Origin of the sequence: Bradyrhizobium nanningense (genome assembly GCF_004114535.1) — a bacterium.
Taxonomy (GTDB): Bacteria; Pseudomonadota; Alphaproteobacteria; order Rhizobiales; family Xanthobacteraceae; genus Bradyrhizobium; species Bradyrhizobium nanningense.
Genome location: NZ_LBJC01000028.1, coordinates 145,205 through 171,194, shown reverse-complemented (window position 1 = coordinate 171,194; position 25,990 = coordinate 145,205). Strand labels below are relative to the sequence as shown.

The following is a 25,990-nucleotide window of genomic DNA, read 5'->3' as shown; positions in this document are numbered from 1 at the left end:
AATAGCGTCTTGTGCGCTTTGCGCGCCGCTGGGAAGTTTATCAATTCGCGTGATTTTCCCTTGGGAGTGTTTGGTAGCATCGCCTTCAGCCCAATCAGTTCGATTTGCGGGCTTCGACCTGCAGAGGCAATCCATCGGCGCGGTACGCAACCATGGGTGCAGCGCACCATCGGCAAGCTTAACATTCTTGAATCCTCAAGCGTGCGAAACCGCGCTAGGATTAGATTTTCCCTCAGGGGGCAGCTTATGTTCGACATGGCAACCACCGCGCTTTTGCGCACGATTCTCGATGAAGTCTGTGAAAGCGTCTCGGACCGGGAGACCGGGGCACGTGCCCACGTCGCGTCGAAAATCCTAGAGGCTGCGACGAGAGGCGAAATCTCTCCCGAGGGTCTCAAACAGGTTGGTCGCGACGCCCTCTCGCACGCGCCGACGATGTGGCGCTGATCGCGGGGCGGGCGTGAACTTTCAAGTCACCGTCCTGAAGATTTTGGTAGCTTATCCGGACGGCTTTGCCGTGATGGAGGACCTCAAGAGGGATATGGCCATCCTGGCAACGAGTGGCCGCGACTGGGCGGACCGGACCAGGCGCCTCGCGGCGAGAGTGCCCGACCTCGACATCTTCTCACAAGGATTGGTCGAACGGATAAGCGGAGGATGGAAGATCACGTCCAAAGGACGGGCGTTGCTCGAATTGATGGAAGCGCGGCCAACGGCCTTGGAAAGGGCTGAGGCGCCTCCAGTTCTGGAGACGAGTGCGACCTCGTCGGCGCCTGTTCCTCCGCTCCGGCAGCCCGCCGATCGTGCCAAGCGACGGCGCGAAAGACGTGAACGTCGGCGCGAGGCGCGCGAACGGGCAAGAGCAAACGCGTCTTGAGGTAGCGAATGAGGGAAGAAAAATCCGCCAAATGGGAGCAGCGGTTTGATAGTCCCGGAATATCGATCTGCCTCCCCAGCCCCAAGCGTACCGCCGTTACCTTGTTTGCGGCCATGCCGGCCCCGATCTACTCGGGACGGCGACTGAGCACGGGTCCTTCTACCGAGCCGGCGAGCGACAATATAGCGAGGAAATGGAGGCCGAACCCGCGCGGGAGAGCTGGCCGGGTTCCTTTTGAGAGGGCGTTGCGCGGTCGGTGAGGCTGTATAGCTACTTCAGACAATCGCCATAAAGTTCACCGACACGATCCCCAACAGTCAATCTTCACGAAGGCCATAATGTCCCAGTACTCACTCGATGTATTGCGTCAGCGCTATGTCGTCGAGAAAAGACCGCTCGAGGCCAGCGTCGAGCAGATCTTGCGGGCCGACACCCGCGCCGGAGCGCGTGCCATTCTGGCTTCAATCGATAAACGCCGCTTTGAAAATAGGTCCGAAGGGCAGCGCCTCCGCAAGATGCTGCGCTTTGAGACCTCTCTCTGGGAAGGCGGCCATCGTGTCGTGGCAGGCGTGGACGAGGCCGGAATGAGCCCTCTTGCGGGGCCAGTGTCCGCGGGCGCGGTGATCCTGAAACCTGGCACGCGGATTGTTGGAATCGATGACTCGAAGAAGCTCGACGCTGCCGCTCGCGAGGAACTGGCGAAGGAGATCAAGGAAAAGGCAGAGAGTTGGAGTGTGGCGTTCGTGGAGGTCGAAGAGATCGACGCGATCAACATCTATTGGGCCGGCATCCAGGCCATGCAGCGTGCGGTCCGGGGGCTAGGCTTGACGCCGCAGCACTTGCTGATCGATGCGAAGCGTTTGAAGGAAATCGACATCCCTCAGCAGGCCATCATCAAAGGCGACGCCAAGTCCGCCAGCATCGCGGCCGCCTCCATCCTCGCGAAAGTCGAGCGCGACAGCGTCATGCGGGCGCTCGATCTGCGTCACCCCGGCTACGGATTCGCAGATCACAAGGGCTATCCCGTGCCGGCTCACTATGGGGCGCTCGCCAGGCTTGGTGCATGCGCAGCTCACCGGAGATCGTTCGGACCCGTACGTAAGGCTCTCGGGTTGCCGCCCCTGCCGCCCTGGCCTTCGGCATCCGAGCGGCCCGCCGGCTGACTCCAGATCGTCAGCTTCGTCTCAGTGGTGCTATTTTCGCGACCACTTCTTTTCGCGAACGACGTCCTTCGCGTTCTTGTCGGAGCGCAGGCCGAGATAGACCGGCTGGCGCAGCTCGGTCCACTCGGCAAACTTCACTTCCGCGACCAACGCAGGACGCACCCAGGTCGTTAACCGCTCGTCCTTCACCTTGGTAGGAAACGGCGACTTGGCGGTTTTGAGCTTCATGAGCTTGCCGTGAAGCTCTTCGAGAACTTGGTGGCTGAAGCCGGTGCCAACGTGGCCTATGTACCGCCATGCATCCCCTTCGCGTACCGCGAGGACGAGAGCGCCGAAGAAAGGCCGGGTTCGCCTCGGCGCCGTGAAGCCGGCGATCACGACCTCTTGCCGCTGCGCGGTCTTCACCTTCAGCCAGTCGGCGGTCCGGCGTCCGGACGCGTACGGGCTATCGGCGCGCTTGGCCATGATGCCTTCGAGATGTCTCCGCTCGGCATCTGCGAAGAACTTCGTTCCCTTGCCTTTGCGGTGATTGCTGAATGCGATCAGCTTGTGGCGTGGAAAGATGGCCTTGAGCCGCTTCTTGCGCTCGAGGAGCGGCAGCGCACGCAGGTCTTCACCGTCTTCGAACATGAGGTCGAAGGCGCAATACAGGAGCTTCGCCTCATGGCGCAGCGCGTTTTGAAGCAACTGGAAATGCGAGACGCCGTCCTTTCCGATCGCGACGAGCTCCCCGTCGATGACGGCGTCGCCCTTCACGCCCTCCAGCGCTTTGGCGACCTCGATATAGCTGCGGCTGATGATGTTGCCATTTCGGCTGTAGAGCGCAACCTTGCCTCGCCGGATTTCCGCGATCATCCGGAAGCCGTCATACTTGTCCTCGAAAACCCAGCCGGGATCGTCGAACGGCGCGTCGGTGAGCGTAGCGAGCATCGGCTGCAGGCGCTTGGGCAGGGTCGACGTCCGGCTCATTCGAGGCCAATCCTTAAGAGCACGTTGCGAAATGCATGGACGTCCTTCAAGGATTAGGGAACGCTTCGGGGCCGCGTCGTGTTCCGCAGGCTCCGTGGCATGCGACGTTGACGCTCGATTAAGGAGGGCGGATCAGACCGATGGCGAGAAAACTGAAAACCTTTCAGACTTCGCTGGGTTTCTTCGATCTGGCGATCGCCGCTCCTTCCATGAAAGCGGCCCTCGAAGCCTGGGGCGCCAACAGCAATCTCTTCCACCAGGGCGCGGCGAAGGAAAGCGACGATCCGGACGTCATCGCTGCGGCCATGAAGAAGCCGGGCGTCGTTCTCAGGCGCCCGGTCGGATCCAACCGATCCTTCAGTGAGCAAGCCGAACTGCCCTCCGATCTCGGCGGGGACAGAAGATCAACGAACGCCCCGCGCAAATCGAAGAGCCAAATTGCGAAGAAGCCTTCCTCACGTCTCGTCGACAAGACGGCCGAGCGGAAGGCTGCGCTTGCCTACGAACGGGAGGAGAGGCGCCGGGAGAGTGAACGGGCGAGGGAGGAGGCCGCCAGGCAGAGAGAACGTGAGCGCCGTCAGCAGGCGGTCGACAAGGCGCAGGCTGCGCTGGACAAGGCGGAGCAGGAGCACGCGAAGCGAGCTGCCGCCATCCAGGCCGAGGTTGAGGCTCTCGCGAGGAGATCGCAAACCGAAGACGATCGCTGGAATAAGGAGAGGGAGCGATTGGAAGCTGCGCTGCAGCGTGCGCGGAGTTAGTTTCTTGGCAGTTCTTGCTCGGCGGCACCGAGGGAAGGCAAAGGGTTGCCGTCAAGCGATCATCGTTCGGGGTCTGGTGCGCGCGCTGCGGCTCGGTTCACCGTGGTGCCGTCCCCTCGGTCCTCGGGAGCGAGCTCCATGACCGCTTGATGCAGCTCGGCCGGAATCGTCAACGGACTTTCGGGGCCTTGTTCGCCCACTGCCAGAAGCGATCGAACGCATCCATCAAAGGTCCTCCCGCAGGTCCCGGAAGAAGGGGTGGCGAACCTTTCCCTCGACCGACTTCGCGCGATACTCGATCTCGGCCAGAAGCTTGGGTTCGACGCAGATGCCCTTGTGACCGATGCGCTTGGTGTATGGTTGGGTCTTTCGGATGAGGGGTTTAAGCCGTTTCTGCAGATCGGCGGCCGAGACCTTGTCGAAGCCGTGGTCGACTTTGCCGGCATAGACCAGATCGTCGCCCTTGCGCCGGCCGACGTAGATGCCGTCCATCGAGTGCGAAGCCGGCAATGGTCAGCGTCTCACGCTGTACGCAGGTTTTTTTGACCCAATCATTCGTGCATCCTTTCGGGTAGGTACTGCCCCGGACCTTCGAGATGACGCGTTCGAGGCCGAGCTTGCAGGCGTGCGCGAACATCTCGCGGCCGTCGATCTCGAAGCTTTCGCTGAACTGGATGTCGGTGCCGCCTAGGATCTTCTTGAGTGCGGCTTTGCGCTGAAAGAGCGGCAGCTTCCGAATGTCGCGGCCGTTCAGATAGAGCAGATCGAACGCTACAAGCACGATGCTCTTTGACTTGCCCTTGAGCTCGTTTTGTAGGACGAAAAGTCGGTCGTGCCGTCGGCAGCCGGTACCACGATCTCGCCGTCCACCACCGCCGAGTTGGCCTTGATCCGCCAGGCATCATGAGCGACCTTCTTGAAGCGATGCGTCCAATCGTGGCCGCGCCGGGTGAAGATCTTCGCCGTCTCATTGGCCAGATGGACCTGAATACGGTAGCCGTCGAACTTGATTTCGTGAATCCAGCGCTCTCAGGACGGCACCTTCTCGATCGAAGTGGCCAGGGCCGGTTCGATGAAGCCAGGGAGACGCGCTTTGACGCCGATGGCCGCCGGCATTTTACGCTGAAACGCCACTGACTAACTCCACGCTACGGCCGATTCAAATTGGCACAGTTCGAATCGTTCCGGAACCGCCGAATCCTTGTTGCGTTGCCTCGACGCCACCGAGGTCACCAAGGAGGAGTTCGAGGAGCTGGCGCTGGAGTCGACGCGGACCATCGAGATTGACGAGTTCGTCGACAAGGCAGACATCGACCCGCGCTAACTGATCCGTCCGTACTACCTGCGTCCCGACGGCAAGGTCGGTCACGACGCCTTTGCGGTGATCAGGGAGACCATCCGGGAGATGGACAAGGTGGCGATCGGCCGCGTGGTTCTCGCCAACCGCGCGAGCACATTATCGCGCTCGAGCCGTTGGAGAAGGGTCTCGTCGGTACACTGCTGCGCTACCCCTACGAGGTCCGCTCCGAGCAGGAGTACTTCGACGAGATCCAGGACGTCAAAGTCACCAAGGACATGCTCGACCTCGCAAGGCACATCGTCAACCAAAAGACGGGCACGTTCGACCCCGAAAAATTCGAGGATCACTATGAGACTGCGCTGGTCAACCTGATCAACCAGAAGCGCGCCGGCAAAACCATCCGCCCGAAGGAGCGGCCCAAAGGCGAAAACGTGGTCGACCTGATGGAGGCGTTACGGCAGAGCGTAGGTCGGGAGACCGCGCCGGCGAAGCCGGCAAAGCCTGCCAAGAAACCTCGCAAGGCCTCGGCCGGTCAAAAGGAGATGCTGATGCCGATCGCCGGCAAGAAGCCGGCGAAGGAAGCCTCGGCGAAGAAGCCCGCCACGGGCCAACGGCGGAAGTCGGCCTAGGCGGTCGATGTCCGAGGCACCGTCGGTGCATCGGAAAGCTTCATGCTGTCCGCTGCCTTTAGTTCGCGCATGAGCTGGGCGCTCGGCGAAGTCTCGAACTCTTCGATAGCTTTCCGAGCCGAGATGCTTCTCAAGAATATGGTTCACGTACTTTAGCGAATGGCCCGTGATGGTAGCGATCTCCTGGGGAGTGCAGCCGGCTTCCGACAGCAACGTGATGGCAGTGCCTCGCAAATCGTTGAAGTGAAGCGAGACTACACAAAGCTTATCAGTTGAAGTTGAGGGACTGTATTTGGGCAATTCGCGGAATGAGCGGTTATGGAATGGCCGCTTTCGAGGGATAAACGCAGGGTAGCTCAAGACGTTACGGTTTCTGACACTTAGGAAACAGCGACGCCCTTTGACATTTCTGGAGGCGTACCTTCGAAAGAACTACTCGCTACTCTTGCCCAGCGGACGCCGCTGTCGCAATGCTCACGAAGAGACCCTGTAGCGATTTGGACGTCAGCTCGACCACCGCTGCGTTGGGGCTGCCCAGCTGAGCAACTTTGTCGTTAGTGATGAGATTAGTCACTCGCAATTCCTCCCGGGACAGTTCGTGTAAATCTTCCCACGGCGGAACATTTAGCGACAGTGACAATAGGTCACCCGCGCCACCCATGTCGAAGGTGTATTTGGCGAGACGTCCGATATCGCGCTCCACGGTCATGAGATCTTCTGCGCTGTAGCTCGCGGCGCGCGCATTGTCAGCGCGGTCACCCATCCAGATCTGATGTACGCGGACGTGCGCCTGTTCTGGCACGTAGCGCAACTTGCCCGACAATAGCAGAAAAACACACATGGACTCGCAGTAGGCCTCCGGCGACACGTTGGCGCGCTCGCCGCGTGCGCTGTGGGTAAGCACGCTCACCCCTACGGTCGTCAACATCCCGAGCTCTCGGAAACGGCGTCCGAGCGCGATCGAGTCGTTGACCGAGCCGCCGCTAGAATCCAGCACGACAGTTTCGCCCTTGAGCTGATGACGGCGCGCGAATTCATCGAAGTCCCCTGGAGTCTCGGCGGTGACGATGCCGACCGCGCTGACCCAGCCCCGGCAATTCGGTTGGCAAGTGACCCAGCTGAACCTCATCGGCAATTTGCGTTCTTCGAGGGCGACGTCGGCGTACGCCGAAGCGCCCAGCATAGCCATCAGGCCGAGCAATGCGACGAAACGGGCGGCGGCGCTGAGCAACATGCGATCTCGGGTGGCCGCTCGGCGAGCGAGCATGTATCCCTCTCCCTGGCTGTCTATCGGGTGGAGTGAGCGGCGTTACAACGGCGTGCGTACACCGGAGACATCTGGTGCTGCCGGGTCGTCGGTACAGATCCAGAATCGAATCTTAGCCAGGACTGATGCTTGGCGCGCCATTTCGGGCCGGGGCCACGAATGCGGTGCAGCCCGGGTCGGTAGCTGTCGCGCACGTCCATAATCAGGTTGTGAAAGACGCTGGCGAAGTCGGAGACAAACTGAGAAGTCCTACGAGCAAAACCCGAAAATGCGGTTGCACCCATTGTTGTCATTGATGAACCCCTCCTAGTTCACTTGCCGCTCAACACATCGGCCGTTATACCCGAGCGTAGCCTCCGACAGATGGGCCAAGCCATTGCGCGGAGGTTGATCCTCACCAGACCTTTCGCTGAGAAGAATACACTAAGGTTTAGGCCCTGCCCACGAGGGCCTTGCGACTGATGGGAAGGTCGCATCTCCTCATGGCGCGGTCAGAGCCAAGGTTGAACGCTGATTGACAGGTGTTTCGCGCTTCGAGGTGCCGCTGGCGAAAAGAGTTCTTCATCGCTACGGCGTTCGCATGCGCACGTCTATTTCATAGAGACTGGCCTAGTGTCGGTCGGTGCGAAGGTGGGGACGCAAGAGTTCGTTGAGGTGTGGTTGATCGGCTCGGAAGGGTTCGCGGGAATACATCACGCTTTGACGATAAACGCGCAGCCGATGCACCGCCGAATTGTGCAGGTGGCAGGCACGGCCAATCGGCTCAGAGTGGATCGCTTTCAACGGGCTAAACAACCAGCTCACCAGCGCTATCTGCATGGTTTCGGGGAGTGGTGGGACGGATGTCTTAGCAGTCCGGCAGTCCGCGCTCGGTCAAATCTGGATGAAGCGTGCAGCCGGCATGCTTCGCCGCGAGAAAATTTAAGTTAAGTAGATCGCGCGGTCGATTGTGGGAGCTGCAGCGGCTTTCTCCGCGACTTTCGTCAACTGTATGGACAGGTCCCGGCAGAATCTGAATGTGATGGACAAACGCACTGATTGAAGATGCGCGAGCTAGCCACAGCAGCCGCAGAAGGCGAAACCGCTGCGATGCGATCGCATCTGAATTGAAATCGATGACAAATGGTTATTGGATAAATAGCCACTGGGCATTTCCCTTTATCCGGCGGCGGCGGCACCGTCATCCTTGTTCGCAGTGTGCGAGCCATTGCTTACGCCGCCACTTCGACACGCTAACAAGATCCACAATCAGGAGGCAATAAATGCCAGTAAAGAGGCCGGTTCTCACGCCGTCCGGGGGCGGCAAGACGGTGAAGTTGAGCGGGGGCTCGAGCATCGAGCTGAAAGTGGAGAGCAGCGAGTCTGGAGGCGAATATGGCACTATCCTGTGGACAGTACGGGCCGGTGAGGAGCCGCCGCTGCACACCCACACGCGCGAGGACGAACTGCTCTACGTGGTGCAGGGGAAGCTAGTCGCGCAGGTCGGCGATGCTCGCGTCGAGGTGGGGCCAGGCGCCTACGCAGCTCTTCCCCGCGATGTGCCGCATACGATCGAGGTGATTGGCGACCAAGCGACCCTGCTGGTCAGTTTCGTGCCAGGTGGGTTGGAGCGCTTCTTGGTCCCAAGGGACGGCGAGCAGCCCGATCCGGCCGCTTTCGGCCTGGCGTTCCCCTAGGAACGGCGCGGCGTTCGTGACCGTGCGCCCGCGCGGGCCCGGACGCCTTGCGCTCGCGACCGAGCCATATGATTGATTGCACGCGCTCGCCGATCGTCGGAATGGCACCGCCGTTCAGCGGCGTGTCCTGTGATCTATGGCTGAATTTCATCGTGGCGACACCGGCATGGATTGGAGGCGCCCGTCCAGACGATGCTGTCCTGGGAGCCTGAGCGCATCATCTTCTCGCGCGGCCCTCGGCACGATGCAAATGGTGCCGCTGAGCTGCGCAGCGCATTTAGATGACTTTTGAAGCAGTCGTAGTGAACGCGTGCGCCACATGCTCTCGTCGGATGCTGGGCACATTCCACGAATTCGCGCCGTGCGAACGACGACCGGCCGACGCTCGGCAGGACTCACGGATTGGTCTTGAGGTTCTTCGCGAAATGTTCAACGAACGCTCGCGCCGCGAGTTTCGCTCCGCGTCCGGCTGGGAAAATGGCGTTGACGTCCGCGGCGCCCATGTTCCAATCCGTGAGGATCTGCACTAACGCGCCCGACTTAAGCTCGGCGCGACAGCCCCAGAGACTGCAGGCCACGATCCCGATCCCGGCGACGCCGCCGGCCACGGCCGCTTCGTTGATGTTCCCGGACAGAGGAGCTTCCACCTTTGTGGAAACGGTTCTTCCGTTCTTCTCGAAAAAACAGACGCCATTCGAACCCGGGACACCAATCAACACGGGATGTCCGGAGAGATCGTTCGGCGTCTTCGGGTACCCAGCCCGTTTCAGGTAGGCCGGCGAGGCGGCGATGAGCAGAGGATTTGATCCTACCCGTCTTACAGTCGCGGAGGAATCCTCCAACTTTCCGGACCGGATCGCTACGTCGATCGCGCTCCTGATGAGGTCCTGGCGACCGTCGTCCATTGCCAAATCGATCCGCAGTGCGGGGTGCTTCGAAATGAAGGCGGGAAGTCGCGGTATGACCTCCCGAATCGCCATGCTAGGCGTCAAGCCTATCCGGAGGACACCCCGAAGCACGCCCTTGCCGTGAATCGCTTGGGTCGCTTCTTCCAGAATTGCAAGCGCGGGCTCGACCTTTGCGAGGTAGTCTGCCCCGGCTTCGGTGAGCACAACGGCCCTTGTAGATCTCGCGAAGAGGGAAGCGCCCACCTCGCGTTCGAGCGAAGCGATGAGCCGAGACGCCGAAGGTTGCGAAAGTCCGAGATCCTTGCCGGCCCGCGAGAAGCTACCGGTATGTGCGACACGGACGAAGAGTGTTAGAGCAAGGAGTCGATCAGTCATCTGGTCTTCGCGCGAAGTTAGGTTATGTTCGAGCCTCGTCCCGGATCCAACTTATTCCAAAACCGAATGAGTGGCGAGCCGCATAAGGCGGTGATCCTCGCGCCACCTGGTGTGTAGCCCGACGAGGGCGATCAAGGCCAGGGCGGCCGAAACGTACGGCGCACGGTGGGCGAAACGGCTGAAGCCGCCCCAATCCTTGGAGCGAAAAAGACAACTTAACGAGAGCTGTTCTGAGAGTGTCGTGTCAGATGACCCGCCGGGCAAGACCACGGTGAGGATCGCTCACCGCGAAGAAAGAATGCGAGAGGATTTTGCTAAATGCATTCGACCAGCTGTCTGAGCGCCTGGAAGGCGGGTGTCGAGATCAGGCACAGTGGCTGCTCGATAACCGACGCAGCGATCTTCTAGCGCTCGCGCCTGAGGTCCTCGGCCGCGCGCCGGAGGGTTTCGTGAAGCCAATCATGCGACGGCTCGCCTTCGACACGCTCATGCCACAACAGCCGGACCTCCACCGGCGTCGTCGTGTAAGGCAGCTCATAGCTCGCAATCGCATGGTTTTGCGCGAGCGCCTTTGCGAGTGGACGGGGTACAATCGCCGCCAGTTCTGAATCCACCAGCAGCGCCGGCAGCGCAAGAAAATGCGGCAATGAGACCGCGATCCGCGGCGGCCGATCGCTCTCGGTCAGTGCTCGCTCAAGGGCTACGCGGTCGTACATCTCCGAGCGCCTGGCGAGGCCGCGCTCGGAGATGTAGCCGCCGATCGCTCCCTCCTGCTCACCTCCAAACGAGACAACGACCAGCGGCAGGCGCGCAAGCTTTTCGTTGTCCAGCCGCCCGAGCTTGCGCTTTCTACCGACGATCAGCACATCGTCATATTCGAACAAGAAAGCCGTGCGAAAGCGGCTCGGCGGAGACGAGAACACGCCGATCGCAACGTCGATGCGAGCGAGGTCGATTTGCTCGGCAAGATCGATCCTCGTCACTGGTTTGATGGTGAGGTCTATCGAAGGAGCCTCGCGGCTCAATATCTTGAGCAGCGGCGGCGCCAGCACCATCGTCGTGAAGTCGTTGGCGGCGAGCGTAAACGGCTTGGTGGAGGTCGCCGGAGCGAAGGTCGGCAGCTCGACCGCTGCTTCCAGCGATCGTAGCGCTTGACGAACCTTTGGGGCCATGGTCAACGCGCGCGCCGTCGGCTGCATGCCCGCGGCAGTGCGGACGAACAGCTCGTCCTCCAGCATCTCGCGCAGTCGCGCAAGCGAGTGGCTTACGGCGGACTGGCTCAGAGCGACTTTCTGGCTGGCCCGCAGCACGCTGCGCTCCTCCATAACCGCGTCGAACACCTTGAGCAGGTTCAGGTCCAACGTCTTGAAGGAAACTGACACGTTGAGAGCCCTTTGTGTGGCGGATCGTTCGCCTCGGCGGAATATTGGGATCGTATGCAGTTAAGCCAGCTGGTTCGTTGGATGCAACCGATCGGATTTTCCAGGAGCTTTACTGTCGTACCCTCAGCATCGTCATGTGAAGCCGGTTCAGGATCAATCTGCAAGAATTTCACTTCCGCAGCCGACCAATCCCGTCATTATTCCGTATCGGATTTGGAGGAACCGATCATGAAATCCAGCGTGGTGTCCGGTGTCAAAGGCCCAAGGGTATTGGATTGCAGAGTGCCAAGGGCCTGATGCTCAGTTCGGCGTTCTATTGGGATTTCAATGACGAGACGTGCGCATGGTCGAAGCGTTTCATCGAGAAGACCCAGAAAGTCCCCACCATGATCCATGCCGGCACCTATGGGCGGTAATGCACTATCTCGAGGCAGTCGAAGCTGCGGCACAATAGATGGGCCGACCGTCGCCGCCAAGATGCGGGAAATGCCTGTAAACGACTTCATCACGAAGAATGGCCGGATCCGCCAGGGCGGCGGGCTGGTCCGCGACATGTATCGCTTCCGCGTCAAGTCGTCGGAGGAGCCGAAGTACAAGTTCGACTACTACCAGTTGCTTGCGACTATCCCGGGAGAGAAAGCGTTCAGGACGATGGAGGAGGGAAGATGTCCGCTCTTGAGGAAGTTCTGATCGGCGAATGTAAGGCAGATGCTGTCGTGCAAACCCGAATCGACGAGATCATAGCCGGCCGGTTTGCATGCCGCGAATTCTGCGACGCTCCGGTTCCACGGCGGACCATCGAGCAAATTCTGCGTGTGGCGCGGTTCGCGCCAAGTGGTGCGAACATCCAGCCATGGCACGTCTATGTGCTTGCGGGCGCGGCCAAGTACAGGGTCTCGGCGGCGCTGCTGGAAGCGCACGAAACCTCCAGCGACGAGCACGTGTCGGAATACAAATACTACGCCAGCGATCTACCCGATCGGTATCTGCGGCGGCGACAGGAGTTCGGACGATTGTTCTACGGCTCGCTCGGGATTGCTCAAGCCGATGTCGAGGCTAGGAGCTACCAGACCGCGAAGAACTACACGTTCTTCGGCGCGCCGGTGGGATTGATCGTGACCATCGACCGCCGACTGGAAATTGGGAGCTGGCTCGACCTCGGAATGTTCGTGCAGAACGTGATGCTAGCGGCGGCGGGCCGTGGTCTTCAGTCTTGTCCCCAGGAGACGTTCTCGAAGTATCACCAAATCCTGCGTTCGCTGCTGTCGATTCCGGAGGAGCAGATGGTGGTGTGTGGCATCTCCATCGGCCGTGCCAAGGTTTCCACGATGGACAGGTTAATGCCGCGGGCGGAAGTCGATGAGTTCGCCACGTTCGTGGGATTCGAAGCGTAAACCCAATCGAAAAAGGAGACGGCCATGGGAAGCCGAGAAGATTTGATTCAGCGCAGCATTCCGTTCCTACGGGAAGTCAAGGACATGACACCTGGCGCCAAGATGGAACGTTGGCTCAACGAGACATACGGGGAAGAGAGCGCGCTGTATCAGGATCTTGCTCGACTGATCAAGGTGGGCGTCGAGGAGGGATGGGCGGCAAACCAGGAGGTCGCAGGCCCGAATTACCGGCGCAGCCGCATCCTCGAGCCGACGCCGGAAACGTTCCAGTTCAGCATCACTACTGTCTACATGAACAGCGCCGATCCGCGCCGGTTCAAAGACGAGGACGATCTCGGCGTATTGCGTGGGCAATATCACGGTCATCCTTATGGTGAGCTCAACCTCGTCGTCCCGCTCAACAAGGGCGCGGAGTTGAAAGGCCTGCAGGGGTGGCAAGGACCTGGCTGGACGGCGCCGGATCCTGGCAGCCGCCACTATCCCGAGGTAAGAGGTGGCGCGGTGATCGCCCTGTTTTATCTGCCGGCCGGGCGAATCTCCTATGATTTCAAAGCTCAGCCTGATCGCTGACTTCGCATCGCGGGCGGCGTCAATGGCGACATCGGCGTTGGCATGAAGTGGTGACGCGGATCTTCCGGTCAATTCTAAGAGTATCGGACGTTGGCCCTTGTTTGCCGACGGAGCTCGGTGAAACATTGGGTAGCACCTTTATGAATCTGCGTGGCGCGACGGTGGTCTGGCTGCTCGCCGGCGGGGCCGGGAGGCGCGAGACATCCAACGTCCTGTGGCCGAAAAAACACGGAGCCCGGCGGAGAAGGGCACCGCCGCAAATGCACCTGTGGGCCTTGCCGATGCGATCTGAAGGCGCCCCGATGTTCGATCGGGACGTTCAGGCGGATATTTCGAGTTCGGACGCAGTGTATTCCAAATTTGTGCAATGATACTGGCACCCGCGAAAAGTGATGTTAGGTCGTGTCAGCCCTTTAACGGCATTGCTGAGTCAGGGCAGATGTCGGCTGCTGACTCAGCCTGTGTGAAAAGGGCGGCGCTGTCATCTTATGATCGAATTTTCTCGTTTCTATTCCAAGACAAAAATGCTCGCGAGGGTGATTGTACCTCTCACTTCCAGCCATATTCCTCGAAGCCGCAATCGGCCATGGCTGATCTTCATTTAGCCGCACTCCCAAATGTAAGCGCTCTGCGCCATAGCAGCTACCTAGTCTCTGATGCTCGGTCTATAATGGGTAATGCAAAAGAATCCCGATGCCGAACATACATTGAAAGGCATCTTTGAGAAGTATTCGACACGCCACGAACGATATCGTGCTGCAAGCGATGCGTTCGCGATCAAGGCCGGGTCAATGCAGGACACTATATTTCGCCTCTGGTTTGACGAGCGGCATAAGGAATTTGAACGGGACCAAGCCAGTAGATCGACTTAAAAACTGCTTCGCGCAGTAATAGGTCATGGACCAGTGACCTAGCCGGAGCCAATTTCACTCAGCTATTCCTGTTGGTCTAGAGGAGCGTTCAATTGAGTGCTACACGACCGGCCTGGTGGCACTCGCCGGTTTTAAGGACCCATGGCGCTTCAGCGCAGCAAGGAAGTAGCGCCACACTTCGTCGGTTCACGCAATCCGTATCGTTCAAGGATCGGCTCGCCTCGTTTGCCGAAGAGGCTCGGGAGAAGGCATCGCAGATGCTCGCTGGGGCGGAGCGGGATCTCGGCGACCGACATGCCACCGCCCATTGAGGTGGCTTGGATTAGCCTTCCATCGGGGTAAGATAGCAACCGGTGGAGGTAGTCGGAGGCTCGTTCCAATGGACTACAATCGCACGGCAGTCATTTGGTTTGGTGTTGCTGTAGCCATCGTGATTACGCTCGCGTACATCACGACATTGAATAGTACGCATATCCGCACCGTGCAAAACACGCCGGCCGGAACGGTCGGGCTGGCGAGGCCACACCCACCGATTGACCGGGCGCCGGGTCAAGAGCTACCGGCGCGTCAGTAGCCGCTGGCCGTGACGTGCCATCCGACTGGTCGCTGCTGGCTTTGAAGCTTTGAGAACGGACAAAGGATTTGCGGAGGAGCGATGGTCGGATTCGAGTCCTTTGAAAGAGCACGACGGCGACTGAAGACAAAAGCACAACTGGTTTCGCATTCAATAGTCTGGCGTCACCTCACCGGAAATTGGGCTATGCCGCTGCCGCGATCGCGCGTTCTATCTCCGGTGCAGGTGCGGCTTGCTCGGCTTGAACCTGGAGAAGATCGGCCCACTGCATGTCTTTGTAGTTGAAGTTGCGCGCGAGAGTGGGCTTCACCACCATGAAGTAGGGCGATAAATCGAAGTCGCGCGGCGCGTAGAGGGATGAATGACGGATCGCGGCGACTTCGCGCAGCGCGGACTGATTCTCGATGTATGTGATCTTGGGTAGGACCGGGTAACGCACGGCCTCGAATGCCTGCGCAATCAGCGACGAACAGATGATGCGGCTCGCATCGCCGGAGCCGAGCGCGATGGTTTGGCGACGCCAACGCTGAGGCAGCGGACACGGGAACAGGTAGCGCATGAGGTCGATGATGTTCTTGAAATCGTATCTGAGACCAATGCGTTCGAATGCGTAGCGGCAGACCACTTCGCGGTCCGCTTCGCTCAGGCCGACTGGTCGGCAGATGCGGGTCTGGCAAGGCAAATATTTCGACAGAGGGGCCGACACGACACCTTCGTCGATATTGGCTTCAATCAGGACGTGCGGCTCGCCGCGAGTTGTGGCGCCCGCTATTGGTCCGACGTACAACGCCGAATGGGACCATGTCGATTGAGTGATATACTTAATGCTGCTGGAAATACGACCTTTGCCCTCGACCAGCAGGACGTCACCGGGCTGAAGTGTGTCACGTAAGGCCGTCGTCGCGTCGTCTGAGGTGAGCGTCTCACAGTGATTGGCCGGCTTCTGCAGCCGGGCGATCAAACGTTCGACGTTGTCGAACATCCAGCCCATCACTCTTTCCTTGTTTTTGGCGCTTCCTGTATGGCGGTTCCAGACGACTGTCCGGTCTTTATCCAAGCGTAGTCACGTAAGACGGACGGGGCCATTGCGCGGAGGTCGATCAGTGCGCTGCATTTGTCTGAGACGGCCATACCAAAGTTTACAATTGACCACCGCCGTCCCCAGTGATGAGAATCCCGCACCTCCTCCGGCGGGCTATAGGTCCATCAGCAAGATGACGCTGCTCTGCACCGGGTGCATCCGCGAGATCGCGGGAGTGGAGCGAAGAGACCAATGATGACACTCAGCGCGTCTGACGGCTGTGCCTGGGGCTAATTTAGCGGCCAGGACTTTGGCTCGCCTAGAATGTCAAGAGCGAGTGCGCACGACCGAGGAACGCTAAAAATGTCTCAAATAGACGTTGACCTTCCTCAAACCGGGAGCATGTTGATCACCGTACCAAGAACAAAGCACAGCGATCCGATAAGATAAAGCCAGTTCGCTAGATTGCCCATGCGACATCCCGTGGGTCGACCGGCTGGGGCCCTGCAGGCTCGTTCATTTCTGCATTTATCCTCATTTGTCCACGGCCACTTTCCATCACGCAAGCGGCGGCTCAAGGAAGCCGCAAGCCGCCAAGCTTTGGCGTAACGACTAGCCGCAATCGCCGCCGGCCATGGTCACCACCGGCCGCAAGAGCAGTCGGAATAGCAATGCTCGGATCGCTTCATTATTACTGTCACCGTTGAGAGGCGGCGATCTGATCGCCGATCCGCTGGAGGCCGGCGCCGACTTATGACACGCACGCGCGGACCTTCGGGAGCGCGGAGGAGTTTACTAATACGACGGACAAGTCGGCGTGTCGGTCCAGGGCGCTGTCGCATAAGCGGCGACGCGAGGTGAGGGCAAGCAACCTGAAGTAGAATATCCGTAGCCATCTGCTCCATAATATGAGTCATAGGTCGGATAGTCCCAATCCGAACGATAGGCGGGATAACCCCAGTACGAACTATAGGCGGGATAGCCCCGGTAAGAAGCGTGGGGATGAGCCCGCCGCACCTGATAGCGCACATCCAAAGTCACGGCTGGTGTGTCCGCCTTGATCGACGTGCCATTGATCGGCGCAGCAGACGACTTAGCCGTGGCGGCCAGCGCGAGAGGAACAGCAATTGCGAGCGCAATCGCGAGGCTGCGGATTTGAATCTTCATGGTAGCTCCTGTCTGAGTTGAAAATGGCTCTCCACCACAGCGAGAATGACCTTCCAACGCTGGCGAGGGAAATCACGTCCGGCCATAGAGTCGATACACGATCGTTATTGCCGAGCCGTGAGTGCGGCACCGAGGAATGCCACCGGCAGAGCCTGCAGGGATTGGAGTTCCCGTCCCTTGGACCAATCGAAGTTGTGCGTGCCGAGGCGCCGATCTTGACCATCTTGATCGTGACGCCCCGACCGGGTGCCCGACCGAGGTAAGAGAGAAGGACATGTCCAATCTGCGGTGCGCACGATGCACAGAGAAAGTTTTGGAAGGCCGGAGAGCCGGAGACGTATTCCCCCCCCTGTCATTCGCCCCGCGTGCCGAGACGCGACACTGCGAGCAGTATCCGTGGTTTGGTTCGATCCGGGCGTCTTACAGTTGTTCTGCATTGCCGTTTGGGGCGACGCGGCGCCGAAATGACAACACAACCGGACTGACTGCGGCCAAACAAGGCTTTCCGTCCGTGCTCTATAGCCTCGCGGCCCTTGCGCACTATTCAAAACCTCGTTCGCTGCCCTTTCAAGCTCGCGTCATTGGTCTCATCATTGCAGCACAGCGGTGTAGCTCTTCTTAGCGAGGAGTTCGCTTTCCACCTTTCCATCAGATCGTTCCCGCAAAAAAAAGAGCCCGGAGCTCGCTTTGAGCCCCGGGTAGTCAAGGGAGGAAACGCCTGTGGCGTTGGTGCCATTCACCGGCCATCGGCTAGTCCGCTGGCACCAAGCGGAGCGCAAAGTAGCTCAGTTCATCCGTTCCGCGAGAGGCCCGCGCTTAACCCTTTGGGGTCGTAGAGCGCGGCGATTTTGCAGTTAAGCGAAGGCAACGATAATCCCCGAGGAGGTCAGAATCGCTCACTCTTGCCGAGCCCTTCCGGTCGAAATTGCCACCGCCGCGACCCTCGGTGGCGCTAGCGCCTCCTTCAGCCGGCTGTGCGCCTCGCTATTCCCGAACGCGTCGCGACTGGCTCCTCGGGCGCGTTAAAGACTGACGTCGTAAGCAGGACAGCGGCAGCGAGGAGCCAATAGTAGAGAGCGTCGAATTCAGCGAATTTGAAGGCAAACGGTGCGATGGCAAACACCACCCCGACAGCTCGATCGACCCAAAGGTGCAACCAATACGGGATGATGCGGACGACCCCGGTCGGATGGTCGGTCATTGCGGCCAAGAGTAGCGCGGCGACGCCGACAACAACCGAAAGCCACATTGCGGTCGGGTCGCCCTGACCGAGCTTCAGCGCGAACGGCGCTGCGATCAAGACGATCGCGACAGGATAATCGATCAGGTAGGCGTGGATAGCCTTGGTGATAAAGCGGAACGACATCAATAGCTCCTACGTGCTGCGTTGCTCAAACGGGTCCTCGCGACGCAGCCACAGAAGACGGCCATCACGCCGCTCCCTGCTGCCCAGCACCGCTTGCAACCGCCGCGGGTTAGACCGGTTAGACGCAAAGGCTATGCTGATATGCCGACCGTTAGAAATGCCAGATTGTTATTGTTTTCATTCCATTCGCTCGGCGCCATAGAGCGGCTAGTGCGGCGTCGAACGTTGACTACCAGTCCGAGGGCGGAGTGAACTTCAGGCGCAGGAGGCGACGACGCTTTCCGTGTCTGCTATGGACGTCGGGAAGGCTTGGGAAAATCGCCCGGACAACACATGCGCCATCCGCTTCAGCGTAACAGGTTCGCTGCGGTCGCCGCGTGTCATGCCGGGGGCTAGCTTTTGACGCTAGTTGCACCATCAGGCGACCTCCTCGTCACCAGTTGGCGTCCGTTGGACGTGATCGCGTCACCGGCGCTCGAGTAACGGCATTAATCGCCTCCCGATCTGCTTCTTCATTCACGTCCTTTTGTAAGGGGGGCCCGCTAATCTAGTTGCCTCATTCGCTGGCGCCATTGCGAAGTGATCTGGCGACATTGCGAGTGATGAAGCAGCGGCTCGAGCGGCGATCAACGTGCCCTTGTCCAGCGGGCAACTAAAGGTCAGATATTCCGCCTCAAGCTCGTCAGACGGCAGGCGCGGAATAGAGTGGAGCCGCGCAAAGTTTGCGCCAGCCGATGAAGGCTACATTTGGAAACTGATTGACACCGAACGCTTACTTCGGTCACTCGCTATTAGCTCAGTGATCGGCAACTCCACCCGGTTTGTGTACTTCTTTCGCAAACCCTCGAAGTCGAAGCACGATGTCAGCTGCTCGCTTACCGTTGTTAACGATGCTGTCGAGCACCTCCCGGAGTTCTTCCAGAGCTAGCGGTTCCACACGCACCCAGTTTAGGCCGGCCTGCGCATCCGCGACCACTGCTGCCATAGCATCGATTGCCTCATGGGCTTCCTCGTTGAAGCCGCGCAGGGATTCCGCCGACGCCTGCAACGGCAGTTGGTCACTCGCGCAGGCGGTAGTTCTCTGCAGCCGGAAAAAGTGTTCGTCCGTTAGCATGATAAGTCTCCTCAACTGGGACGTTAGAGTCCAATTGTTCGTTCGAGAATCGATCGGAGAAGAGCGTTGGAGCGGTTGGTCGGCGGCCTACGTGTCGTGATCATGCGGGCGGGCTCCCCATCATCTGCTGAAGCGTTGCATGCGACATGTGCCGGCCGGGGACTTCGACCGACCAGTCGCGAAGCCGCGCGACTTTGACGAAAGCGTCCAGCGCCGGCGAGTAGCGGCGCCCCTGCACAGCCAGCAGCCGCACCTCCCGTGAAACCGGGTCGCCTTCGAGCGGAATGGTCTTGAGCGTCGGAAGGCGTGGCATGTGCTCGGGGGCGAGCACCACGCCGAAGCCAGCCGCGGCCATCTGCTGCAGGTGCAACTCGTGGCCGCTACAGTGGCCCAGGCGGGGCGGTTCGTCGGGGAAATAAGACCGTTGGATCTTCGGCGCGACGTCGCATCCGGTGCGTTCCAGCAAGACCGCATTGCGGAGGTCGTCGATGCCGATCAAGGGACGATTGGCGAGCCGGTGTGTCGGCGCGAGAATCGCGACATAGCGCTCTTCGAACAGCAACCAGTCGTCGATCCGGGCGGGCAAGTCCTGCACGTCGCCGATTATTGCAGCGTTGATCTCCCCCTCAAGCAAGAGGTCGACGAGCTTCTCCGCGGTGTCCTCGCGCAGCTCTAAGTGAAGTCCGGGGATAAATTTTGCGATCTCCGCGATCAGATCGAGGATGAGCGACGCCGAGATAGAGGGGGCGAGGCCGATCTTCAGTGGTGCGACTTCCCTGCGTTGGAACTCCTTCGCTCTGCGACGCGCGGTCTCTGCCGAGGCCAATGTGCGCGCCAGCATCGGAAGGACTTCCTTCCCAAGGTCGGTAAGCTGCGTCAGCTGACGCTCGCGGAAAATCAACGGGCCACCGAGCTCCTGCTCGAGCTTCTGCACCCCTTTGGTCAGGGCGGGTTGGGTGACATTACATTGCTCGGCTGCGCGGGTGAAGTTCAGTGTGGATGCGACGGCGAGGAAGTAGCGAACTTGATAAAGCTCCATGGGTTGTTCTCCGTGACGCCGCTCCTGTCTATGCTGACGCGCTGTTGTTCTCGACAGTGTGACGGCGCGCACCTCGATGAATGACGTATGGATGCCACTTGCATGCGCGCGTTGGAACGGCTCGGTCTATCGGTTCGGACGCGGAGATCAACTTTGCGCTGGCTGTGGGAGCCGGGCTAAGGGCATGTCTCAGTGTTTCGCATCGCCCCCTTAATCGCCGCGACGATGCCAACATGGGCGGACGGGTAGATATGGCGCTTATGTATTCGTGGATCTGTTCGGCCGAGCTGGCATGCGCTTCTTGACGTTCGTCACAGCCGCCATAATCCGACCCGGCGTGCGGTGGCGGTACTGCCTCAAGGTCAGAAGCGGCTTGCGGGTTTGCTGCTAGGGCCACGCTCCTTATTGCCGACTGCCAGCCCGTCGGTATGATGCCAAAAATCCAGCTGTGCACTTCGGGCACGATCTGTCCATTCCTGCTAGACATCATGTCCTCTCGCCGGGGGAGTGGGTGTCTATTGCAAGACCTGATTACACGTGGAAGCGTCGCGCAGTATTCGTGGAGAGGCCAGTTTATTGTCGCAAGTAATAGTAAATCCCCATTGCGCCGCTGATGACGAAAAGATGGAGTGCTGCGGCGGTTGATGATCGCTGCGCGACGTGAGTTCCGCGCTGCAAGCGAGAGCGCTAATTTTCGGCTGCCGTAGCGATTACAAGGAATGTTCAGATGACGATCCAGCCGCGGGCCTAGAAGTCGAAGTCGTTAAGCTCAGGGTGGTCATCTGGCCGTCGCCCCAATGGCCACGAGAACATCCGGTCCGCTTCGGCGATCGGATGTTCATTGATGCTGGCGATGCGCCGCTGCATTAGGCCATCTGTATCGAACTCCCAGTCTTCGTTTCCATAGGCTCTAAACCAATTGCCGCTGTCGTCACGGTATTCGCACGCGAATCGCGCGGCTATCCGATAGTCGGTGAAGGCCCAGAGCTCTATGATTAGTCGAGAGTCAAGTTCCTTCGCCCATTTACGTGCGAGAAACACCTCGATGGCAGCGCGACCCGACAGGAACTCAATGCAATTGCGCCAGAAGCAGTCGATTGTGTAGTTACGGGCCACCCGGGCTGGATCGCGGCTATTCCAGTTATCCTCGACGACCCGGACCTTTCTTGTCGCAGTTCCCTGGGTGAAGGGTGGTAGAGGGCCGCGTGACATGGCCATTTCTCCGACGTACACCGAATCATGCCAGAGATTGGAGCAACGCCGGGTTCGCCGCGCGTTCATTGGTGTTAAGAAGTGTAAATTTTCAGCTTGAGCGGTCAAAAGGTCTGCCGCGTGCTCAGCAGGCGACTATTTCCTGTGGTCGGCCGGCGCTAGCAGAAAGCGGATGACGACTCTGCCAGGGCCAAGCAACCTCAGCAAAGCGGGAGGCGGACCCCTAGTGCGCGAAGCTGGCGTTCCGCTCCACTCAGGTCAGCCGTCCCGAATCCTTCCGTGAATCGTTCGTAGAGCTCTACTAGGAGACGACGCGCTTCGTCCGCGCGCCCACGATCCACCCACAAGCGACACAATGCGATTGCCGAACGCAGTTCCCAGCTGAGCGCGGACTGCTCACGGGCAGAGGCGAGCGAACTTATGAGCGAGGCTTCGGCCGTTTGCCAATTGGCCGGTGCCGCTGCCAACAGCACCTCCGACTGCACTCGGAGCAGATTCGGTAGTTCGAACGTCCCAGAGCCGTGGCTAGCGTCGGTGACGAGCGCATCGATGATGGTGTTCGCTTCTGCAAGGTGTCCGCTACGAGTGAGACCTTCGGCCAAGGCCCGCGAAAATGCGAACGAGAGGATATATTGCCGCTCATCCTGCAACGTAGACAGTGCGGTACGTAGGGCCTCAACGCCATGCATTGTCTCCCCTCTCGCGAGCATAAGCTCGCCTCGCAAGCCCAGGCCGCCAGCATAGTATGGCGCCAGCGAGTGCTTGCCAGCACACGCGATGAGCCGTTCGATGAGGTCCTCTGCGATGAGCTGATCTCCCCTCCACAGAAACACCGGTACGGCATAGAGAAGGCAAATGCAAAGTGAGACGGGGTGGTTCTGTCTTTCAGCCACCTCGATGCCTTGACGAGCACGTCGGGCCGCCCGATCAGGGAATCCTCGCAGCCACAATGTTCGTGCGTCGCCAATCAACGCCCTCACCTGGTGATTGTAACCATAGGAGTGTATCTGGCTTATGCCGGCGCTCGCTGCACGCGCGAACCCGGTTTCATAATTGTGCTGAGCCGAGGCCTGATTTCCTATTAGATGGTAGCTCGCACCGAGCATCCACTCGGCGGCCACAATCTCCCTCGGGCGGCCGACTTTCTTGGCCACCGCAAAATAGCGTTCGGCTGCCGCCAGCGCGCCGCCAAAATCTGCAAGGCGAGTGCGAAACAGATTGAGGCCTGCCAGCAAGTGCAATTGGTGCTCGGAGTCTCCCAAGGAATCAGCAAGGCTGAGCCCGTGCTCTAGCGCCGTTCCTACCTCGTCGCTGTTACCGTGGACGTAGATCGACGATATTGCCAATGATAGTTGCAGACCCAGCTCGAGTGTCGTTCCGCGGTCTTCATCACACAATGTACGTAGCGTCTGCTGGCACCAGAGCCGACACTCGCGCAGCATCGATAGTCCGAGGAACAGAGGCACCGCCCCGGCGCCTAATGCAACCGCGACCGAAGCATCGCCCGACGTCGAAAAGCTCCATTCGAGTGCTGCTCTAATATCCCCTACGTGACGCGAGTAAGAGGAGAGGTTTCGATTCTGCAAAATGTTGGATCGTATGGGTGCTAGGCGCTCCGCGTAGTAGAGGGCATGTCGTCGCGCGATTGCACGCTCCTCTCCCCGCCCTGAGAGCTTGAACGCCGCATAAGCTCGTGTCGTATCAAGAAGTCGGTACGAGCTTGCGTCTCCACTCTGATACACCGAGATAAGCGACTTTTCGACCAGACTTGCGACCACATTTGCGACTTCCAGCACGTCCAGCTCGCCAATGATGGCTTGTGCCATCTCCAAAGTGAACGAGCCGACAAATACTGACAGCGTGGTAAAGATCGCCTGCTCAGACTCCGAGAGCAAATTGTAGCTCCAGTCCAGTGTCACCTGGAGTGTCTGATGTCGAGGATGGCTGCGCCGTCCCCGCCAATGGAGTATCAAGCGATCGTTGATCAGCCGCGCCAAGCCGCGGACGCCATATGCGCCCGCGCGGCTGGCGACAACTTCAATGGCTAGCGGATTCCCGTCGAGTTGGCGGCAAATGCCCGCTACGATGGGTGCCTCATCATCGGAAAGGTCGTGCCGGTATCCGCCGGCCGCTGCTCGATCCATAAAGAGCTGCACTGCAGGAGAGGCGAGCGCCTCGACTGCTGTCAGGCCGATCTCGCTTCGCGGGCTGTCGAGAGGTTGAAGCATATGGATGTTTTCGCCCTCGACGCGCAGCGCTTCGCGCGTTGTCGCCATAATGTGTACCGAAATCCCTTCGCGGAAGAGACGCTCGGTCAACAAGGCTACCGGCTCCAACACGTGCTCGCAGCTGTCGAGAACCAGAAGAAGTCGCTTGTCAGCAAGGAAGGCCGCGAGTCGCGGTAATGAGTCTTGCGTCTGATTGATGCATCCGACCGCTGACGCGATGGCCGGAACCACGAGCGCTCCATCGTGGACAGCGCTGAGGTCCACGAAGCAGACCGCGTCGCCGAAATCGCTCGCCATCGCATGCGTGACCGCGAGCGCCACTGTTGTCTTGCCGACGCCGCCCGGCCCCACGATGCTGACGAACCGCCTGGAAGCGACTTCAGCAAATACGGTTTTGACGGTTTCGTCGCGGCCAATCATCCGCTCCAACCGCGCGGGCAGCGTCTGGCCCCCGACCGGTATGGCGGCCGAGGACAAGGCGCGTTGTGTCGAAGGCTGGACGGGGGCCACAAAGCAATAGCCGCGGCCCGGCACGTTAGCGATGTAGCGGGCACCATCCCGGCCATCACCAAGTGCTTTTCGAAGATTGGCGATATGAACACGGAGGTTGGCCTCCTCCACCGTCACATCCGGCCAAACGTGTGATATCAGCTCCTCGCGGCTGACGATGTCTCCGGCCCGTTCGATGAGCGTGATGAGGATATCGAGTGCGCGGCCGCCCAGCTGAACGGGCTCGTCGCCCCTCCTCAGCAGTCTTTCGGCCGCAATCAGACGGAACGGCCCAAACGAAATGGAATCGCCGCGGCGCTGGTTGTCGCGATCACCCATGGGCGCTCGTCCGCCCGCTTTCGGTCGCACGCCGTAATGCGGTCTTCACCTTCATTTCTCTGACCTATATCACCTTGCGGCCTGACAGTGCGCAATTGAAACGCGCTAACCTCCAAGCGCTGGGTGGCAGACGCGGGCAAGCGCTGCCCTTCGCAATCGAGAGCATACGCTGTATACTTGAATTCGACACCGTCGGTGCAAAGGCTAGGGAACTTGACCTACATTCCTCGTCATCGGTGCGAACTGAAGCCAACTCGTCGGGTCCGGTGACGCTCTCCGGAACCGCCATGGTCATCCGGGGCTTATAGGCGTTGCGGCTAAAGCTCACCGCGACCCATATATGTCCGAAAAGAGCGATAGCGAGTCTCCAAATTATCGCGGCCCCCGGGCTGGTTCGACGGGAAGAGTGCACGCTTTGCTTCCTGGTCGGTTATCTTGTTGAACTTGTGATTTTTCCGGCCCCGCGCGCCCTAGCTACCGCGGGGCGCCCGTCGATCGCGGTGAACCACCGCTTGACGTTTGGGAACGGCGCCAATGGATCGTTTGCGCCCTTCATCACGCGAGAGGCTCGATCGATCCATCCCCAGGCGGACATGTCCGCGATCGTGTAGTCAGGTCCGGTGATGTAACCGCGGCCGGCGAGCTGAGTATCGAGTATGGCGTAGTGGCGTTCCGCTTCGCGGCGATATCTATTGATGGCGTAGTCGAGGCCGTCGGGGGCCGCAAACTGGAAATGCTCGGCCTGTTCCGACAAGGGGCCGAGGCTAGTTTCGAGGAAGAAAAGCCACGACAAGAGCTCACCTCGATGGGAGGGCTGCCCAAGGAACCGACCTGTTTTTTCGGCGAGATACAGCAGAATAGCGCTCGAGTCGAAAACCCGCGCCTCTTTGCCGCTCGGACCATCGGTATCGAGGATGGCGGGCACCTGGCCGCTGGGATCGATGGCGCGAAATGAGGGCTGGTGTTGCTCTCCCTTGCTCGTGTCGACCGGCACCAACTCGTACGTTAGCCCTGACTCCTCCAAGAACAGGGCGACCTTGGCTCGATTGTGCGTCGGATGGAAATAGAAGCGGATCATCACTCTCACCTTCGAGATTTCGAAGTGTTCGCACGCAAGGGCAGCACGCCCGGGGTCGACGAGCCGCCGGTTTAGGTAGCCGCGCGACGCTGGCGGTGCTCTTGCCGCTCCCCAAGCGTTCTGGCGTTTTCGATTTTCATTCCCGGCAGCTTGAGGTCTGCACCATCCCGTGAGCGACTCCACGGCCCCGCGGCATTCCGAGCGGTCCCTTCCGAGCACGCAA

Annotated in this window: 24 protein-coding genes and 2 pseudogenes; 12 read left to right on the top strand and 14 right to left on the bottom strand. The window is 59.7% G+C overall.

Annotation, left to right across the window (positions count from 1 at the left end):
- The first annotated feature begins 246 nt into the window (after nucleotides 1-246).
- The 3 genes from XH84_RS23800 (at nucleotide 247) to rnhB (ending at nucleotide 2,040) form a co-directional block, all read left to right on the top strand.
- Nucleotides 247-447: a hypothetical protein gene (locus tag XH84_RS23800; protein ID WP_128921321.1), complete on the top strand. Its 201-nt coding sequence runs from the start codon at nucleotides 247-249 to the stop codon at nucleotides 445-447.
- A 13-nt stretch (nucleotides 448-460) separates the two neighbouring features.
- Complete coding sequence (locus tag XH84_RS23795) at nucleotides 461-877, top strand: hypothetical protein (RefSeq protein WP_128921322.1); 417 nt, start codon at nucleotides 461-463, stop codon at nucleotides 875-877.
- Between the two features lie 338 nt (nucleotides 878-1,215).
- Nucleotides 1,216-2,040, top strand: coding sequence for a ribonuclease HII (rnhB, locus tag XH84_RS23790; RefSeq protein WP_128921323.1), 825 nt, complete (start codon nucleotides 1,216-1,218; stop codon nucleotides 2,038-2,040).
- Between the two features lie 30 nt (nucleotides 2,041-2,070).
- Here rnhB and ligD read toward each other — a convergent pair whose 3' ends face one another.
- On the bottom strand, nucleotides 2,071-3,009 hold the full coding sequence (gene ligD, locus XH84_RS23785) for a non-homologous end-joining DNA ligase (RefSeq protein ID WP_128921324.1): 939 nt from the start codon (nucleotides 3,007-3,009) through the stop codon (nucleotides 2,071-2,073).
- Between the two features lie 140 nt (nucleotides 3,010-3,149).
- On the opposite strand from ligD, the gene XH84_RS23780 reads away from it, so the two are divergent.
- Nucleotides 3,150-3,767, top strand: coding sequence for a cell envelope biogenesis protein TolA (locus tag XH84_RS23780; RefSeq protein WP_128921325.1), 618 nt, complete (start codon nucleotides 3,150-3,152; stop codon nucleotides 3,765-3,767).
- A 225-nt stretch (nucleotides 3,768-3,992) separates the two neighbouring features.
- Here the strand turns inward: XH84_RS23780 and XH84_RS41930 are convergent, their stop codons facing one another.
- Together XH84_RS41930 and XH84_RS23775 are read right to left on the bottom strand one after the other, a co-directional pair.
- Nucleotides 3,993-4,259, bottom strand: coding sequence for an ATP dependent DNA ligase (locus XH84_RS41930; RefSeq protein WP_430641945.1), 267 nt, complete (start codon nucleotides 4,257-4,259; stop codon nucleotides 3,993-3,995).
- Nucleotides 4,150-4,745 (bottom strand): annotated as a pseudogene (locus XH84_RS23775) (ATP-dependent DNA ligase). The gene XH84_RS41930 and the pseudogene XH84_RS23775 overlap by 110 nt, the downstream one beginning before the upstream one ends.
- Here XH84_RS23775 and XH84_RS41925 point away from each other — a divergent pair.
- Complete coding sequence (locus XH84_RS41925) at nucleotides 4,671-4,904, top strand: hypothetical protein (RefSeq protein ID WP_430641944.1); 234 nt, start codon at nucleotides 4,671-4,673, stop codon at nucleotides 4,902-4,904. The pseudogene XH84_RS23775 and the gene XH84_RS41925 overlap by 75 nt on opposite strands.
- Before the next feature lie 88 nt (nucleotides 4,905-4,992).
- Nucleotides 4,993-5,696 (top strand): annotated as a pseudogene (gene ku / locus XH84_RS23770) (non-homologous end joining protein Ku); the annotation flags it as partial.
- A 439-nt stretch (nucleotides 5,697-6,135) separates the two neighbouring features.
- On the opposite strand, the gene XH84_RS23760 reads toward ku, so the two are convergent.
- Nucleotides 6,136-6,930, bottom strand: coding sequence for a COG3904 family protein (locus tag XH84_RS23760; RefSeq protein WP_347338771.1), 795 nt, complete (start codon nucleotides 6,928-6,930; stop codon nucleotides 6,136-6,138).
- 1,295 nt (nucleotides 6,931-8,225) lie between these two features.
- On the opposite strand from XH84_RS23760, the gene XH84_RS23750 reads away from it, so the two are divergent.
- Complete coding sequence (locus XH84_RS23750) at nucleotides 8,226-8,639, top strand: cupin domain-containing protein (RefSeq protein ID WP_128921327.1); 414 nt, start codon at nucleotides 8,226-8,228, stop codon at nucleotides 8,637-8,639.
- Between the two features lie 395 nt (nucleotides 8,640-9,034).
- On the opposite strand, the gene XH84_RS23745 is transcribed toward XH84_RS23750, so the two are convergent.
- Nucleotides 9,035-9,922 carry a LysR family transcriptional regulator gene (locus XH84_RS23745; protein ID WP_128921328.1) on the bottom strand — a complete coding sequence of 296 codons (888 nt, stop codon included), beginning with the start codon at nucleotides 9,920-9,922 and terminating at the stop codon, nucleotides 9,035-9,037.
- Nucleotides 9,923-10,326: 404 nt separating this feature from the next.
- A complete protein-coding gene (locus XH84_RS23735) occupies nucleotides 10,327-11,304 on the bottom strand; it encodes a LysR family transcriptional regulator (RefSeq protein WP_128921330.1) in 978 nt (325 codons plus the stop codon).
- Between the two features lie 275 nt (nucleotides 11,305-11,579).
- Here XH84_RS23735 and XH84_RS40955 point away from each other — a divergent pair, with 275 nt between their 5' ends.
- From XH84_RS40955 to XH84_RS23715, 5 genes are all read left to right on the top strand, one after another.
- A complete protein-coding gene (locus XH84_RS40955; protein WP_245471832.1) occupies nucleotides 11,580-11,720 on the top strand; it encodes a hypothetical protein in 141 nt (46 codons plus the stop codon).
- A gap of 70 nt (nucleotides 11,721-11,790) precedes the next feature.
- Entirely contained in the window at nucleotides 11,791-11,994 is a 204-nt protein-coding gene (locus XH84_RS40950) for a hypothetical protein (RefSeq protein ID WP_245471831.1), read from the top strand.
- Nucleotides 11,970-12,698 carry a nitroreductase gene (locus XH84_RS23725; protein ID WP_128921331.1) on the top strand — a complete coding sequence of 243 codons (729 nt, stop codon included), beginning with the start codon at nucleotides 11,970-11,972 and terminating at the stop codon, nucleotides 12,696-12,698. Before XH84_RS40950 ends, XH84_RS23725 begins: the two co-directional genes overlap by 25 nt.
- Nucleotides 12,699-12,722: 24 nt before the next feature.
- Nucleotides 12,723-13,268: a 4-hydroxylaminobenzoate lyase gene (locus XH84_RS23720; protein ID WP_128921332.1), complete on the top strand. Its 546-nt coding sequence runs from the start codon at nucleotides 12,723-12,725 to the stop codon at nucleotides 13,266-13,268.
- A gap of 1,251 nt (nucleotides 13,269-14,519) precedes the next feature.
- Complete coding sequence (locus XH84_RS23715; protein WP_128921333.1) at nucleotides 14,520-14,714, top strand: hypothetical protein; 195 nt, start codon at nucleotides 14,520-14,522, stop codon at nucleotides 14,712-14,714.
- Nucleotides 14,715-14,898: 184 nt separating this feature from the next.
- Here the strand turns inward: XH84_RS23715 and XH84_RS23710 are convergent, their stop codons facing one another.
- The 8 genes from XH84_RS23710 to XH84_RS23675 all read right to left on the bottom strand — a co-directional run bounded on the left by XH84_RS23710 (nucleotide 14,899) and on the right by XH84_RS23675 (nucleotide 25,767).
- Nucleotides 14,899-15,705 (bottom strand): YiiX/YebB-like N1pC/P60 family cysteine hydrolase, encoded by an 807-nt coding sequence (locus XH84_RS23710; protein ID WP_128921334.1) that lies wholly within the window; start codon nucleotides 15,703-15,705, stop codon nucleotides 14,899-14,901.
- Between the two features lie 825 nt (nucleotides 15,706-16,530).
- Entirely contained in the window at nucleotides 16,531-16,902 is a 372-nt protein-coding gene (locus XH84_RS23705) for a hypothetical protein (RefSeq protein ID WP_128921335.1), read from the bottom strand.
- Nucleotides 16,903-17,866: 964 nt separating this feature from the next.
- A complete protein-coding gene (locus XH84_RS23700; RefSeq protein WP_128921453.1) occupies nucleotides 17,867-18,268 on the bottom strand; it encodes an SPW repeat domain-containing protein in 402 nt (133 codons plus the stop codon).
- A gap of 796 nt (nucleotides 18,269-19,064) precedes the next feature.
- The gene (locus tag XH84_RS23695; RefSeq protein ID WP_128921336.1) at nucleotides 19,065-19,382 is read right to left on the bottom strand and encodes a hypothetical protein; all 318 of its coding nucleotides are present in this window, start codon (nucleotides 19,380-19,382) and stop codon (nucleotides 19,065-19,067) included.
- A 100-nt stretch (nucleotides 19,383-19,482) separates the two neighbouring features.
- A complete protein-coding gene (locus XH84_RS23690; protein ID WP_128921337.1) occupies nucleotides 19,483-20,421 on the bottom strand; it encodes a LysR family transcriptional regulator in 939 nt (312 codons plus the stop codon).
- Between the two features lie 747 nt (nucleotides 20,422-21,168).
- Nucleotides 21,169-21,633, bottom strand: coding sequence for a nuclear transport factor 2 family protein (locus tag XH84_RS23685; protein ID WP_128921338.1), 465 nt, complete (start codon nucleotides 21,631-21,633; stop codon nucleotides 21,169-21,171).
- 200 nt (nucleotides 21,634-21,833) lie between these two features.
- Nucleotides 21,834-24,689 (bottom strand): ATP-binding protein, encoded by a 2,856-nt coding sequence (locus XH84_RS23680; protein WP_128921339.1) that lies wholly within the window; start codon nucleotides 24,687-24,689, stop codon nucleotides 21,834-21,836.
- A 430-nt stretch (nucleotides 24,690-25,119) separates the two neighbouring features.
- Nucleotides 25,120-25,767: a glutathione S-transferase family protein gene (locus tag XH84_RS23675; RefSeq protein ID WP_245471830.1), complete on the bottom strand. Its 648-nt coding sequence runs from the start codon at nucleotides 25,765-25,767 to the stop codon at nucleotides 25,120-25,122.
- Nucleotides 25,768-25,990: the final 223 nt, after the last annotated feature.